Here is a 13,000-nt window from a genome sequence, read left to right as displayed (position 1 = left end):
AAACGCCCCCTCGTGGGGCGTTTTGCTATCCGTTGGTTGCCCAGGAGTCGGCCCATGAACGTTCTTTTTGAAACCATTGCGGCCATCGCAACAGCTCCCGGACGAGGAGGCGTCGGCATCGTCCGTATTTCCGGTCCCCAGGCCAGCAAGTGTGCAGAGGCGATTCTCGGCAAACTGCCACAACCTCGGTACGCGCATTACGGCGCCTTCAAGGGAGAAAGCGGAGCAATCATCGACGAAGGCATCGGACTCTACTTTTCAGGCCCTCACTCATTCACCGGGGAAGACGTCCTCGAACTTCAAGGGCATGGCGGGCCGGTGGTTCTGGACATGTTGCTGCAACGTTGTGTGCAGTTGGGATGCCGTCTGGCAAGGCCCGGGGAATTCAGTGAACGCGCATTTCTCAACGACAAGCTCGACCTTGCCCAAGCCGAGGCCATCGCTGACCTTATCGAAGCGAGTTCTGCACAGGCCGCACGTAACGCGTTGAGGTCACTGCAGGGTGCATTTTCCCAGCGGGTGCATGAACTCACGGAAAAACTGATCAGCCTACGCATTTATGTCGAAGCTGCGATCGACTTCCCGGAGGAAGAGATCGACTTTCTGGCGGACGGCCATGTGCTTGCCATGCTGGACGACGTTCGCAGTCAGTTATCCACAGTGCTCCACGAAGCCAACCAGGGCGCATTGCTAAGGGATGGCATGAACGTGGTAATTGCAGGCAGACCCAACGCCGGCAAATCCAGTCTGCTGAATGCACTCGCCGGCAAAGAAGCGGCAATTGTGACTGAGATTGCCGGCACAACTCGTGATGTCCTGCGCGAACATATCCACATTGATGGCATGCCTCTCCACGTCGTGGACACTGCCGGTCTGCGCGACACCGACGATCATGTGGAAAAAATAGGTGTGCAGCGCGCGCTTCAGGCCATAGGTCAGGCGGACCGAATTCTGCTGGTGGTGGATGCAACTGCGCCAGAGGCGGGCGATCCTTTCGCGTTGTGGCCCGAGTTCCTGGATCAAAGACCTGACCCCGCCCACGTCACCTTGATTCGTAACAAGGTGGACCTGAGTAATGAACCGGTGGAACTGGTGACCAGTATCGATGGCCACGTGACCATCAGCCTGAGCGCTAAGTCAGGGGGCAAGGGCGTGGAGCTTCTCAGAGAGCATCTGAAGGCATGCATGGGGTATCAGCAAACAGCTGAAGGAGGCTTCAGTGCGCGCCGGCGCCATCTTGAAGCATTGCACAAGGCAAGTGCCTCTCTCGAGCATGGTCGCTCGCAGCTGACCTTGGCGGGCGCCGGTGAGTTGCTTGCTGAAGATCTGCGCCAAGCGCAGCAGTCCTTGGGCGAAATTACCGGTGCATTCAGCTCGGACGACTTGTTGGGGCGGATTTTCTCCAGCTTCTGTATCGGCAAGTAGCCCCTCCTCTGTCCATAGGCAGGTCAATTTTCTCCGGATCTGCCTCTTCCCTATCCGTTTTTCCGACTTTTCCAAACTCCTAATCGATAGCGGAGGGGGCAAGTGCGCTTCAATTTCGACCGTTCAGCACCAGCGTCCCCGGATAAGCCTTGTGTATAACCATGGCTAAGCTCGGTTGATAAACAGGCCTCTGAGCTGAGGATAATCAGCCCTGTGGACAACCATGCATTTAATCCACAGGCTTAGACAGGTTATCCAAGGGGCTCTTGGCGACATGACCACAGACTTTTGGAGCTCTGTACATCAAGTAAAATAAGGGATTCAGAGCTTTATCCACAGAAATCGTGCTCAGTAGAAATAAACATAAAAACAAAGATCTTATAAATTTCTTTCTTTTTAATTTCTGTTAGCGCCATTCATCCACAGCTGGTTAGATTTTGCGCAACGGGTTTCTTAAGGGGGGTAAGTCCCTATACTTGCCGCCATTCCTATTCCCCCCAAACAACAGGCACGAGGTGCGTGGTGGATTTCCCTTCCCGTTTTCAAGTGATCGTCATCGGCGGCGGTCATGCCGGTACCGAGGCAGCACTAGCGTCCGCACGTATGGGTGCCACCACCCTGCTGCTCACGCACAACGTGGAAACCCTCGGCCAAATGAGTTGCAACCCGGCCATTGGTGGCATCGGTAAAAGCCATCTGGTCAAAGAGATCGATGCACTGGGCGGTGCGATGGCGACGGCTACTGACAAAAGTGGCATCCAGTTCCGCGTGCTCAACAGCCGCAAAGGCCCAGCAGTGCGGGCGACTCGTGCCCAGGCTGACCGGGTGCTGTACAAAGCCGCGGTCAGAGAAATCATCGAAAACCAGCCCAACCTCTGGGTATTCCAACAGGCATGCGACGACCTGATCGTCGAGCAGGATCAGGTGCGCGGCGTCGTTACTCAGATGGGACTGCGTTTTCTGGCTGACTCGGTGGTTTTGACCACGGGCACCTTTCTGGGCGGACTTATCCACATCGGTCTGCAGAACTATTCGGGCGGTCGCGCCGGTGATCCGCCGTCGATCGCGCTTGCACGCAGGCTCCGTGAGCTTCCGTTGAGAGTGGGCCGACTGAAAACGGGTACACCTCCGCGCATTGACGGCCGATCTGTGGATTTCTCGGTGATGACCGAACAACCGGGTGATACGCCGATCCCGGTGATGTCGTTCATGGGTTCAAAGGCTCACCACCCGAGCCAGGTCAGTTGCTGGATTACCCACACCAATGCCCGTACACACGAAATTATCGCGGCCAATCTTGATCGTTCGCCGATGTATTCCGCTGCCGGTGAGATCGAGGGGGTAGGTCCACGCTATTGCCCGTCGATCGAAGACAAGATCCATCGGTTTGCCGACAAGGAAAGCCATCAGGTGTTTATCGAGCCGGAAGGCTTGACGACCCATGAGCTTTATCCCAATGGCATATCGACCTCGCTGCCGTTTGACGTCCAACTGCAGATCGTTCGGTCTATCCGCGGAATGGAAAACGCCCACATCGTGCGGCCTGGCTATGCCATCGAGTACGACTACTTCGATCCGCGTGACCTGAAGTACAGCCTGGAAACCAAGGTTATCGGTGGGTTGTTTTTCGCAGGACAGATCAACGGCACAACCGGTTACGAAGAGGCCGGTGCCCAAGGTTTACTCGCGGGCGCCAACGCAGCGCTTCGGGCTCAAGGCAAGGACAGTTGGTGTCCGCGTCGCGATGAGGCTTACATCGGCGTGTTGGTGGATGATCTGATTACGCTGGGCACCCAGGAGCCGTACCGGATGTTCACCTCGCGTGCCGAGTACCGCTTGATTTTGCGTGAAGACAACGCGGACTTGCGTTTGACCGAACAGGGTCGGGCGCTCGGGTTGGTAGACGATGCCCGCTGGGCGGCGTTCTGTGCCAAGCGTGAAGGCATCGAGCTGGAAGAACAGCGCCTGAAATCCACCTGGATTCGTCCGGGTACCGAGCAGGGCGATGCGGTCTCGGCGCACTTCGGCACCCCGTTGACCCACGAATACAATCTGCTGAATCTGCTGAGCCGTCCGGAAGTGGACTACGCCAGTCTGGTTGCTCTAACCGGCCACGGCTCGCTTGACCCACAGGTCGCCGAGCAGGTCGAAATCAAGACCAAATACGCTGGCTACATCGACCGTCAGCAGGATGAAATCGCTCGTCTGCGTGCCAGCGAAAACACACGGCTCCCTGTGGATATCGATTACGCCGGAATTTCCGGTCTATCCAAGGAAATCCAGAGCAAGCTGGGGATAACTCGTCCTGAAACCCTTGGTCAGGCCTCGCGGATTCCCGGCGTCACGCCCGCGGCAATTTCTCTGTTGATGATTCATCTGAAAAAACGCGGCGCGGGCCGTCAGTTGGAGCAAAGCGCTTGAGTTCGATGGTTACCCCGCAGCATGCAGAAGAACTGACCCTTGGCGCTCGACAGCTAGGCGTTGAGTTGAGTGAGAGCCAACACAGCCAGTTGCTGGCGTACCTGGCTTTGCTGATCAAGTGGAACAAGGCCTACAACCTGACTGCTGTTCGTGATCCGGATGAAATGGTGTCTCGCCATCTGCTGGACAGTTTGAGCGTGGTGCGTTTCATCGAGGGTGAGCGTCAGCTGGATGTCGGCAGCGGTGGCGGAATGCCTGGCATCCCGTTGGCCATCCTGTTTCCGGACATGAAAGTCACGGTGCTCGACAGCAATGGCAAGAAGACCCGGTTTCTGACCCAAGTAAAACTTGAGCTTGCACTCGCTAATCTGGAAGTTATCCACAGCCGTGCCGAAGCATTCCAGCCCGCGCTGCCGTTCAACGGCATCATTTCCCGCGCCTTCAGCAGTCTGGAAGACTTTACCCAGTGGACTCGACACATGGGCGACGGCGAAACGCGCTGGTTGGCAATGAAGGGTCTGCATCCAGTGGATGAACTGGTAGCATTGCCCGCAGATTTTCATCTGGAAAGCGCGCAAGCCTTGGCCGTACCCGGTTGCCAAGGTCAACGGCATCTGCTGATACTGCGCCGCACGGCATGACAGGGAACACACGCAAGAATGGCTAAGGTATTCGCGATAGCGAACCAAAAAGGGGTGTGGGTAAAACCACAACCTGTATCAACCTCGCGGCTTCGCTGGTGGCTACCAAGCGTCGGGTGCTGTTGATCGATCTCGATCCGCAAGGCAATGCCACCATGGGCAGCGGTGTGGATAAGCATGCGCTTGAGCACTCGGTCTACGATTTGCTGATTGGCGAGTGCGACCTGAATCAGGCCATGCACTTTTCCGAACACGGCGGCTATCAGCTGCTGCCGGCAAACCGTGATCTGACGGCTGCCGAGGTGGTCCTGCTTGAAATGCAGATGAAGGAATCGCGTCTGCGAGCAGCACTCGCGCCCATCCGCGAAAATTACGATTACATCCTCATCGATTGCCCTCCATCGCTTTCGATGTTGACGCTCAATGCGCTGGTCGCGGCCGATGGCGTGATTATCCCCATGCAGTGCGAGTACTTTGCGCTCGAAGGTCTGAGTGACCTTGTGGATAACATCAAGCGCATCGGTGAATTGCTAAATCCCCAACTCAAGATCGAGGGTTTGCTGCGGACCATGTATGACCCGCGGCTTAGCCTGATCAACGATGTTTCGGCGCAGCTCAAAGAGCATTTCGGCGAGCAGCTGTACGACACTGTCATTCCGCGCAATATTCGTCTGGCCGAGGCGCCCAGCTTCGGTATGCCGGCGTTGGCGTACGACAAGACTTCTCGCGGCGCACTGGCTTACCTGGCGCTTGCGGGCGAGATGGTTCGTCGCCAACGTCGCGGCAGTCGCACTGCGGCTCAGCCCACTTAAGGAAATTCCATGGCCGTCAAGAAACGTGGACTCGGACGTGGGCTGGACGCACTGCTGAGCAGCCCCACCGTCACCGCACTGGAAGAACAGGCGGTCAAGGCGACTGAGCGCGAGCTTCAACACATTCCACTGGACCTGATTCAGCGAGGCAAATACCAGCCGCGTCGTGATATGGATCCCCAGGCGCTGGAAGAACTGGCGAACTCGATCAAGGCGCAAGGGGTCATGCAGCCGATCGTGGTCCGCCCGATTGCCGACAACCGCTTCGAGATCATCGCGGGCGAGCGCCGCTGGCGCGCCAGCCAGCAGGCAGGGATTGAGACGATCCCTGCCATGGTACGTGACGTGCCGGATGAAGCGGCGATCGCAATGGCGCTGATTGAGAACATCCAGCGCGAAGACCTGAATCCGATTGAGGAGGCGATTGCCCTGCAGCGTTTGCAGCAGGAATTTCAGCTGACCCAGCAGCAAGTGGCCGAAGCGGTAGGCAAGTCGCGAGTCAGCGTCGCCAATTTGCTGCGACTGATCGCATTGCCGGAAGTGATCAAGACCATGCTTTCCCATGGTGATCTGGAGATGGGCCATGCTCGGGCCCTACTGGGGCTGCCTGAAGATCAGCAGGTTGAAGGGGCGCGACATGTTGTCGCACGCGGTCTGACCGTGCGCCAGACTGAAGCACTGGTTCGCCAGTGGCTGAGCGGCAAACAGGAGGCTGCCGAACCGGTGAAGGCTGATCCTGACATCACACGTCTCGAGCAGCGCCTGGCCGAGCGGCTGGGCTCCGCGGTGCAAATCCGGCATGGACAGAAGGGCAAAGGTCAGTTGGTTATTCGTTATAACTCGTTGGACGAGCTACAGGGTGTGCTCGCTCACATTCGCTGAAACAAATCATGCGTAGCGCGTAGTCGGAAATCACTACCTGGCAGTTGAATAGGGGCTGAACCGCCCCTATACTCTGCGCGCATTTTGTCGGCACAATTTATGCCAAGTTATTGATTTTGGCGGCCGGCTTACGAGGAGCCCATGTGATGGAGACACGCACGCCAAACCGCTTGCCGTTCCATCGCCTGGCTGTTTTCCCGATCTTGCTGGCTCAGTTGATTGTCCTCCTGGGGGCAGCGCTGGCGCTTTGGCAGTGGCACGGCGTCGTAGCCGGGTATTCGGGACTTTGCGGTGGCCTGATAGCCTGGCTGCCGAATGTGTATTTTGCTCATAAGGCATTCCGGTACTCCGGGGCCAGGGCAGCGCAGGCCATCGTTCGGTCGTTCTACGCCGGCGAGGCAGGCAAGTTGATTTTTACGGCAGTGCTCTTTGCACTGACGTTTGCAGGAGTAAAGCCGCTGGCTCCGCTGGCGGTTTTTGGCGTTTTCATACTGACCCAACTGGTCAGTTGGTTTGCGCCCCTGCTATTGAGAACAAGACTTTCGAGACATTAGGGCGTTTGAGGCAACCATGGCAGAGCAAACAGCTTCGGGCTATATCCAGCACCACTTGCAGAACTTGACCTTCGGTCATTTGCCAGACGGCAGTTGGGGCTTCGCGCATTCCGCAGCGGAAGCAAAAGAAATGGGCTTTTGGGCTTTCCACGTCGACACCCTCGGCTGGTCGGTCGCATTGGGTCTGATTTTTGTCCTCATCTTCCGCATGGCCGCAAAAAGGCGACTTCCGGTCAGCCGGGTGCGCTGCAGAACTTCGTTGAAGTGCTCGTCGAATTCGTCGACGGCAGCGTCCGGGACAGCTTCCATGGCCGTAGCGCCGTGATTGCTCCTCTGGCATTGACCATCTTCGCCTGGGTGTTCCTCATGAACGCGGTCGACTTGATTCCTGTCGACTGGATCCCGCAGCTGGCGATCATGATCACCGGTGATCACCACATTCCTTTCCGCGCTGTATCGACCACCGATCCGAACGCGACGCTGGGCATGGCACTGTCCGTATTCGCGCTGATCATTTTCTACAGCATCAAGATTAAGGGTATCGGCGGCTTCATCGGCGAATTGACCCTTCATCCATTCGGCAGCAAGAACATTTTCGTTCAAGCGCTGTTGATTCCGGTGAACTTCCTGCTTGAATTCGTGACTCTGGTGGCCAAGCCCATCTCCCTGGCACTGCGACTGTTCGGCAACATGTACGCGGGTGAACTGGTGTTCATTCTGATCGCGGTCATGTTCGGCAGCGGCCTGCTGTGGCTTAGCGGTCTGGGCGTGGTCCTGCAATGGGCGTGGGCTGTGTTCCACATCCTGATCATCACCCTGCAAGCGTTCATCTTCATGATGCTGACCATCGTCTACCTGTCGATGGCTCACGAAGATAACCATTGAGACCCGCCTGGCGAGTCTGATGATCCCATCGCTTCGGTGAGGGGATGCCCGCGAGGGCTTGATGTAAGAAACGATTTTGCTTTACCGCTTTAATCTAAGAAAACCTAACCAATACGACGTAAAAGTCGGGAGGAAAGATGGAAACTGTAGTTGGTCTAACTGCTATCGCTGTTGCACTGCTGATCGGCCTGGGCGCACTGGGTACTGCAATCGGTTTCGGCTTGCTGGGCGGTAAATTCCTGGAAGGCGCTGCGCGTCAACCGGAAATGGTTCCAATGCTGCAAGTTAAAATGTTCATCGTGGCTGGTCTGCTCGACGCCGTGACCATGATCGGTGTTGGTATCGCTCTGTTCTTCACTTTTGCGAACCCCTTCGTTGGTCAACTCGCTGGCTGATCACTCGAATTTTCGAGTTGATTGGTGTGATGGACAACGAACGAGCGAGGTGTTGGCGTGAACATTAATGCAACCCTGATTGGCCAGTCCGTTGCGTTCTTCATTTTTGTGCTGTTCTGCATGAAGTTCGTGTGGCCTCCGGTCATCGCGGCTTTGCACGAACGTCAGAAGAAGATTGCGGATGGACTGGACGCTGCTACACGAGCAGCTCGCGACCTGGAGCTGGCCCAAGATAAAGTGGGTCAGCAACTGCGCGAGGCTAAGGCTCAAGCAGCTGAGATCATTGAGCAAGCCAAGAAACGCGGTACCCAGATTGTCGACGAAGCCCGTGAACAGGCTCGCGTTGAAGCTGACCGCATCAAGGCTCAGGCTCAGGCCGAGATCGAACAGGAACTGAACGGCGTCAAAGACGCGCTGCGCGCCCAATTGGGTAGCCTGGCAGTCAACGGCGCAGAGAAGATCCTGGGTGCCACAATCGATCAAAACGCGCACGCGGAGCTGGTAAACAAACTGGCTGCTGAAATTTAAGCGAGGGCGATCATGGCAGAACTGACCACGTTGGCCCGACCTTACGCTAAGGCAGCCTTCGAGCATGCACAGGCGCACCAGCAACTGGCCAATTGGTCAGCCATGCTCGGCCTGGCTGCTGCAGTGTCGCAAGACGACACAATGCAGCGCATGCTCAAGGCCCCGCGACTGACGAGCGCAGACAAGGCCGCCACTTTTATTGAAGTGTGCGGCGACAAGTTCGATGCCAAGGCACAGAATTTCATTCACGTCGTTGCTGAAAACGACCGTCTCCAGCTTCTGCCGGAGATCTCCGAACTGTTCGAGCTTTACAAGGCCGAGCAGGAAAAGTCGGTAGATGTGGATGTGACCAGTGCTTTTGCATTGAACCAAGAACAGCAAGACAAACTCGCCAAGGTTCTCAGTGCACGGCTCGGCCGGGAAGTGCGCCTGCACGCTGCGGAGGATGCCGCCCTTATAGGTGGTGTCATCATCCGCGCCGGCGACCTGGTTATCGATGGCTCAGTTCGCGGCAAACTCGCGCAACTAGCCGAAGCATTGAAATCTTGAGTTTGAAGGGGCAGCAGAGCAATGCAGCAACTCAATCCTTCCGAAATAAGTGAAATCATCAAGGGCCGCATCGAGAACCTCGATGTAGCCTCCCAAGCCCGAAACGAAGGCACAGTCGTCAGCGTGTCTGACGGTATCGTGCGGATTCACGGTCTCGCCGACGCTATGTACGGCGAAATGATCGAGTTCCCGGGCGGCGTTTACGGTATGGCACTGAACCTGGAGCAAGACTCCGTGGGTGCTGTCGTACTGGGCGCTTACACCTCTCTGGCTGAAGGCATGAGTGCCAAGTGCACCGGCCGCATCCTCGAAGTTCCGGTTGGTAAGGAACTCCTGGGTCGCGTAGTCGACGCACTGGGCAACCCTGTCGACGGCAAAGGTCCGCTGAACAACACCGAGACCGACGCGGTCGAGAAGGTTGCTCCAGGCGTGATCTGGCGTAAATCGGTAGACCAGCCTGTACAGACTGGCTACAAGGCTGTCGACGCGATGATCCCTGTCGGCCGTGGCCAGCGCGAGCTGATCATCGGTGACCGTCAGATCGGTAAAACCGCTCTGGCGATCGACGCGATCATCAACCAGAAGAACAGCGGTATTTTCTGCGTCTACGTTGCAATCGGTCAGAAGCAATCGACCATCGCCAACGTTGTTCGCAAGCTGGAAGAAAACGGCGCTCTGGCCAACACGATCATCGTGGCGGCCAGTGCTTCGGAATCCCCGGCGCTGCAATTCCTGGCTCCGTATGCCGGTTGCACTATGGGCGAATACTTCCGCGATCGCGGTGAAGACGCACTGATCGTTTATGACGATCTGTCCAAGCAGGCTGTGGCTTATCGCCAGATTTCCCTGCTGCTGCGTCGTCCACCAGGCCGTGAAGCTTACCCAGGCGACGTGTTCTATCTCCACTCCCGTCTGCTGGAGCGTGCATCCCGCGTTTCGGAAGAGTACGTAGAGAAGTTCACCAATGGCGCAGTGACCGGCAAAACCGGCTCCCTGACCGCATTGCCGATCATCGAAACCCAGGCTGGCGACGTTTCCGCGTTCGTTCCGACCAACGTGATTTCCATCACTGACGGTCAGATCTTCCTGGAATCGGCCATGTTCAACTCCGGCATCCGTCCGGCAGTGAACGCTGGTGTTTCGGTATCCCGTGTGGGTGGTGCCGCTCAGACCAAGATCATCAAGAAGCTCTCCGGTGGTATCCGTACCGCTCTGGCTCAGTACCGTGAACTGGCAGCATTTGCCCAGTTCGCCTCTGACCTGGACGAAGCGACCCGTAAGCAACTTGAGCATGGTCAGCGCGTTACCGAGCTGATGAAGCAGAAGCAATATGCGCCAATGTCGATTGCTGACATGTCGCTGTCGCTGTATGCCGCTGAGCGTGGGTTCCTGACTGACGTCGAAATCGCCAAGGTTGGCAGCTTTGAACAAGCGCTGATTGCTTACTTCAACCGAGATCACGCCGATTTGATGGCGAAGATCAACGTGAAGGGTGACTTCAATGACGAAATCGATTCTGGCCTGAAAGCCGGCATCGAGAAGTTCAAGGCCACCCAAACCTGGTAAGCCGCAGCGGGAGCCGCGAGGCTCCCGCTTGCTAACCTGATAGGTGTTACATGGCAGGCGCAAAAGAGATTCGCAGCAAGATTGCGAGCATCAAAAGCACGCAAAAGATCACCAGCGCCATGGAAAAAGTGGCGGTCAGTAAAATGCGCAAGGCTCAAATGCGCATGGCTGCTAGCCGTCCTTACGCGGAGCGCATCCGCCAGGTGATTGGTCATCTCGCCAACGCTAACCCGGAATACCGTCATCCCTTCATGATCGAACGCGAAGTAAAACGCGTTGGTTATGTCGTGGTGAGCAGTGACCGCGGTCTGTGTGGTGGCTTGAATACCAACCTGTTCAAGGCTTTGGTCAAGGACATGGCGAAGAACCGTGAAAACGGCGTAGAGATCGATCTGTGCGTGGTCGGCAGCAAAGGTGCGGCGTTTTTCCGCAACTTCGGCGGTAACGTCGTCGCTGCGATCAGCCACTTGGGCGAAGAGCCGTCGATCAACGATTTGATCGGCAGCGTCAAGGTGATGCTGGATGCCTACCTGGAGGGCCGTATTGATCGCCTGTCCGTGGTGTCCAACAAGTTCATCAACACCATGACTCAGCAGCCAACGGTCGAGCAGTTGATTCCGTTGGTTGCGACCCAGGATCAAGAACTCAAGCACCACTGGGATTACCTGTACGAACCCGACGCCAAAGAGCTGCTGGACGGCTTGATGGTCCGTTACGTGGAGTCGCAGGTCTATCAGGCGGTGGTCGAGAACAACGCGGCTGAACAGGCTGCGCGGATGATCGCGATGAAGAACGCCACTGACAACGCCGGTGACCTGATCAGCGATTTGCAGCTGATCTACAACAAGGCGCGTCAGGCAGCGATCACCCAAGAGATCTCGGAAATCGTCGGCGGCGCTGCCGCGGTTTAACGGTTCAAATATTCAGAGGATCCAGCTAATGAGTAGCGGACGTATCGTTCAAATCATCGGCGCCGTGATCGACGTGGAATTTCCACGCGACAGCGTACCGAGCATCTACAACGCGCTGAAAGTACAAGGCGCGGAAACTACTCTGGAAGTTCAGCAGCAGCTGGGCGACGGCGTAGTTCGTACCATTGCGATGGGTTCCACCGAAGGCTTGAAGCGCGGTCTGGACGTAATCGACAGCGGCGCAGCCATTTCCGTACCGGTCGGTAAAGCGACACTGGGCCGGATCATGGACGTACTGGGCAACCCGATCGACGAAGCGGGCCCGATCGAAACCGAAGAGCGCTGGGGCATTCACCGTCCTGCGCCTTCGTTCGCTGATCAGGCTGGCGGCAACGACCTCCTGGAAACCGGCATCAAGGTCATCGACCTGGTTTGCCCGTTTGCCAAGGGCGGTAAAGTTGGTCTGTTCGGTGGTGCCGGTGTCGGCAAGACCGTAAACATGATGGAACTGATCCGTAACATCGCCATCGAGCACAGCGGTTATTCCGTGTTCGCCGGTGTGGGCGAGCGTACCCGTGAGGGTAACGACTTCTACCACGAGATGAAGGACTCCAACGTTCTGGACAAAGTAGCGCTGGTTTACGGTCAGATGAACGAGCCGCCGGGTAACCGTCTGCGCGTCGCCCTGACTGGCCTGACCATGGCTGAGAAGTTCCGTGACGAAGGTAACGACGTTCTGTTGTTCGTTGACAACATCTACCGTTACACACTGGCCGGTACTGAAGTATCCGCACTGCTGGGCCGTATGCCTTCCGCAGTAGGTTACCAGCCGACGCTGGCTGAAGAGATGGGCGTGCTGCAAGAGCGCATCACTTCGACCAAGGAAGGCTCGATCACTTCCATTCAGGCGGTATACGTACCGGCGGATGACTTGACCGACCCATCGCCAGCCACAACGTTTGCTCACCTGGACGCCACCGTCGTTCTGTCCCGTGACATCGCTTCTCTGGGTATCTACCCAGCGGTCGATCCACTGGACTCGACTTCGCGCCAGCTGGACCCGAACGTTATTGGCCAGGACCATTACGACACCGCTCGCGGCGTTCAGTATGTTCTGCAGCGCTACAAAGAGCTGAAAGACATCATCGCGATCCTGGGTATGGACGAGCTGTCGGAAACCGACAAGCAGTTGGTATCCCGCGCTCGTAAGATTCAGCGCTTCCTGTCGCAGCCGTTCTTCGTGGCTGAAGTCTTCACTGGTGCCTCGGGTAAATACGTTTCCCTGAAAGACACCATTGCTGGCTTCAAAGGCATCCTCGCCGGTGACTACGACCATTTGCCTGAACAGGCGTTCTACATGGTCGGCGGCATCGAAGAAGCGATCGAGAAAGCCAAGAAACTGTAATCCAGGCGCCCGGTGACGGGCGCTAA

The 13,000-nt window shown here is 56.8% G+C and carries 11 protein-coding genes and 2 pseudogenes; all 13 read left to right on the top strand.

What is annotated here, in order from left to right:
• Positions 1 to 54 precede the first annotated feature (54 nt).
• The 13 genes and pseudogenes from mnmE to atpD all read left to right on the top strand — a co-directional run bounded on the left by mnmE (position 55) and on the right by atpD (position 12,974).
• Complete coding sequence (gene mnmE, locus JN403_RS04580; RefSeq protein ID WP_205485622.1) at positions 55 to 1,425, top strand: tRNA uridine-5-carboxymethylaminomethyl(34) synthesis GTPase MnmE; 1,371 nt, start codon at positions 55 to 57, stop codon at positions 1,423 to 1,425.
• A 522-nt stretch (positions 1,426 to 1,947) separates the two neighbouring features.
• Positions 1,948 to 3,846: a tRNA uridine-5-carboxymethylaminomethyl(34) synthesis enzyme MnmG gene (gene mnmG / locus JN403_RS04575; RefSeq protein ID WP_205485620.1), complete on the top strand. Its 1,899-nt coding sequence runs from the start codon at positions 1,948 to 1,950 to the stop codon at positions 3,844 to 3,846.
• 5 nt (positions 3,847 to 3,851) lie between these two features.
• Entirely contained in the window at positions 3,852 to 4,487 is a 636-nt protein-coding gene (gene rsmG / locus JN403_RS04570) for a 16S rRNA (guanine(527)-N(7))-methyltransferase RsmG (RefSeq protein WP_205487228.1), read from the top strand.
• 18 nt (positions 4,488 to 4,505) lie between these two features.
• Positions 4,506 to 5,299: pseudogene (locus JN403_RS04565) on the top strand (ParA family protein).
• Positions 5,300 to 5,308: 9 nt separating this feature from the next.
• The gene (locus JN403_RS04560) at positions 5,309 to 6,181 is read left to right on the top strand and encodes a ParB/RepB/Spo0J family partition protein (RefSeq protein WP_122534258.1); all 873 of its coding nucleotides are present in this window, start codon (positions 5,309 to 5,311) and stop codon (positions 6,179 to 6,181) included.
• A gap of 146 nt (positions 6,182 to 6,327) precedes the next feature.
• A complete protein-coding gene (locus tag JN403_RS04555; protein ID WP_205485618.1) occupies positions 6,328 to 6,735 on the top strand; it encodes a F0F1 ATP synthase subunit I in 408 nt (135 codons plus the stop codon).
• A gap of 16 nt (positions 6,736 to 6,751) precedes the next feature.
• A pseudogene (atpB, locus tag JN403_RS04550) lies at positions 6,752 to 7,620 on the top strand (F0F1 ATP synthase subunit A).
• Between the two features lie 137 nt (positions 7,621 to 7,757).
• Positions 7,758 to 8,015: a F0F1 ATP synthase subunit C gene (atpE, locus tag JN403_RS04545; RefSeq protein ID WP_002555987.1), complete on the top strand. Its 258-nt coding sequence runs from the start codon at positions 7,758 to 7,760 to the stop codon at positions 8,013 to 8,015.
• 57 nt (positions 8,016 to 8,072) lie between these two features.
• A complete protein-coding gene (locus tag JN403_RS04540) occupies positions 8,073 to 8,543 on the top strand; it encodes a F0F1 ATP synthase subunit B (protein ID WP_065988056.1) in 471 nt (156 codons plus the stop codon).
• 12 nt (positions 8,544 to 8,555) lie between these two features.
• Positions 8,556 to 9,092, top strand: a complete 537-nt coding sequence (locus tag JN403_RS04535; RefSeq protein ID WP_037016920.1) for a F0F1 ATP synthase subunit delta — start codon at positions 8,556 to 8,558, stop codon at positions 9,090 to 9,092.
• Positions 9,093 to 9,113: 21 nt separating this feature from the next.
• A complete protein-coding gene (gene atpA, locus JN403_RS04530) occupies positions 9,114 to 10,658 on the top strand; it encodes a F0F1 ATP synthase subunit alpha (protein ID WP_065988057.1) in 1,545 nt (514 codons plus the stop codon).
• 50 nt (positions 10,659 to 10,708) lie between these two features.
• Complete coding sequence (gene atpG / locus JN403_RS04525) at positions 10,709 to 11,569, top strand: F0F1 ATP synthase subunit gamma (protein ID WP_037016916.1); 861 nt, start codon at positions 10,709 to 10,711, stop codon at positions 11,567 to 11,569.
• Positions 11,570 to 11,597: 28 nt separating this feature from the next.
• The gene (gene atpD, locus JN403_RS04520) at positions 11,598 to 12,974 is read left to right on the top strand and encodes a F0F1 ATP synthase subunit beta (RefSeq protein WP_037016914.1); all 1,377 of its coding nucleotides are present in this window, start codon (positions 11,598 to 11,600) and stop codon (positions 12,972 to 12,974) included.
• The last annotated feature ends 26 nt before the right edge of the window (positions 12,975 to 13,000 follow it).

It is taken from the genome of Pseudomonas sp. 15A4, assembly GCF_016925575.1.
Lineage (GTDB): Bacteria > Pseudomonadota > Gammaproteobacteria > Pseudomonadales > Pseudomonadaceae > Aquipseudomonas.
This window is presented reverse-complemented; position numbering and strand designations above follow the sequence as displayed.

What these genes read in the sequence shown, in the direction of transcription:
- mnmE (WP_205485622.1), top strand. Translation starts at nt 55, where the DNA reads ATGAACGTTCTTTTTGAAACCATTGCGGCCATCGCAACAGCTCCCGGA.
- rsmG (WP_205487228.1), top strand. Translation starts at nt 3,852, where the DNA reads ATGGTTACCCCGCAGCATGCAGAAGAACTGACCCTTGGCGCTCGACAG.
- JN403_RS04560 (WP_122534258.1), top strand. Translation starts at nt 5,309, where the DNA reads ATGGCCGTCAAGAAACGTGGACTCGGACGTGGGCTGGACGCACTGCTG.
- JN403_RS04555 (WP_205485618.1), top strand. Translation starts at nt 6,328, where the DNA reads ATGGAGACACGCACGCCAAACCGCTTGCCGTTCCATCGCCTGGCTGTT.
- atpE (WP_002555987.1), top strand. Translation starts at nt 7,758, where the DNA reads ATGGAAACTGTAGTTGGTCTAACTGCTATCGCTGTTGCACTGCTGATC.
- JN403_RS04535 (WP_037016920.1), top strand. Translation starts at nt 8,556, where the DNA reads ATGGCAGAACTGACCACGTTGGCCCGACCTTACGCTAAGGCAGCCTTC.
- atpA (WP_065988057.1), top strand. Translation starts at nt 9,114, where the DNA reads ATGCAGCAACTCAATCCTTCCGAAATAAGTGAAATCATCAAGGGCCGC.
- atpG (WP_037016916.1), top strand. Translation starts at nt 10,709, where the DNA reads ATGGCAGGCGCAAAAGAGATTCGCAGCAAGATTGCGAGCATCAAAAGC.
- atpD (WP_037016914.1), top strand. Translation starts at nt 11,598, where the DNA reads ATGAGTAGCGGACGTATCGTTCAAATCATCGGCGCCGTGATCGACGTG.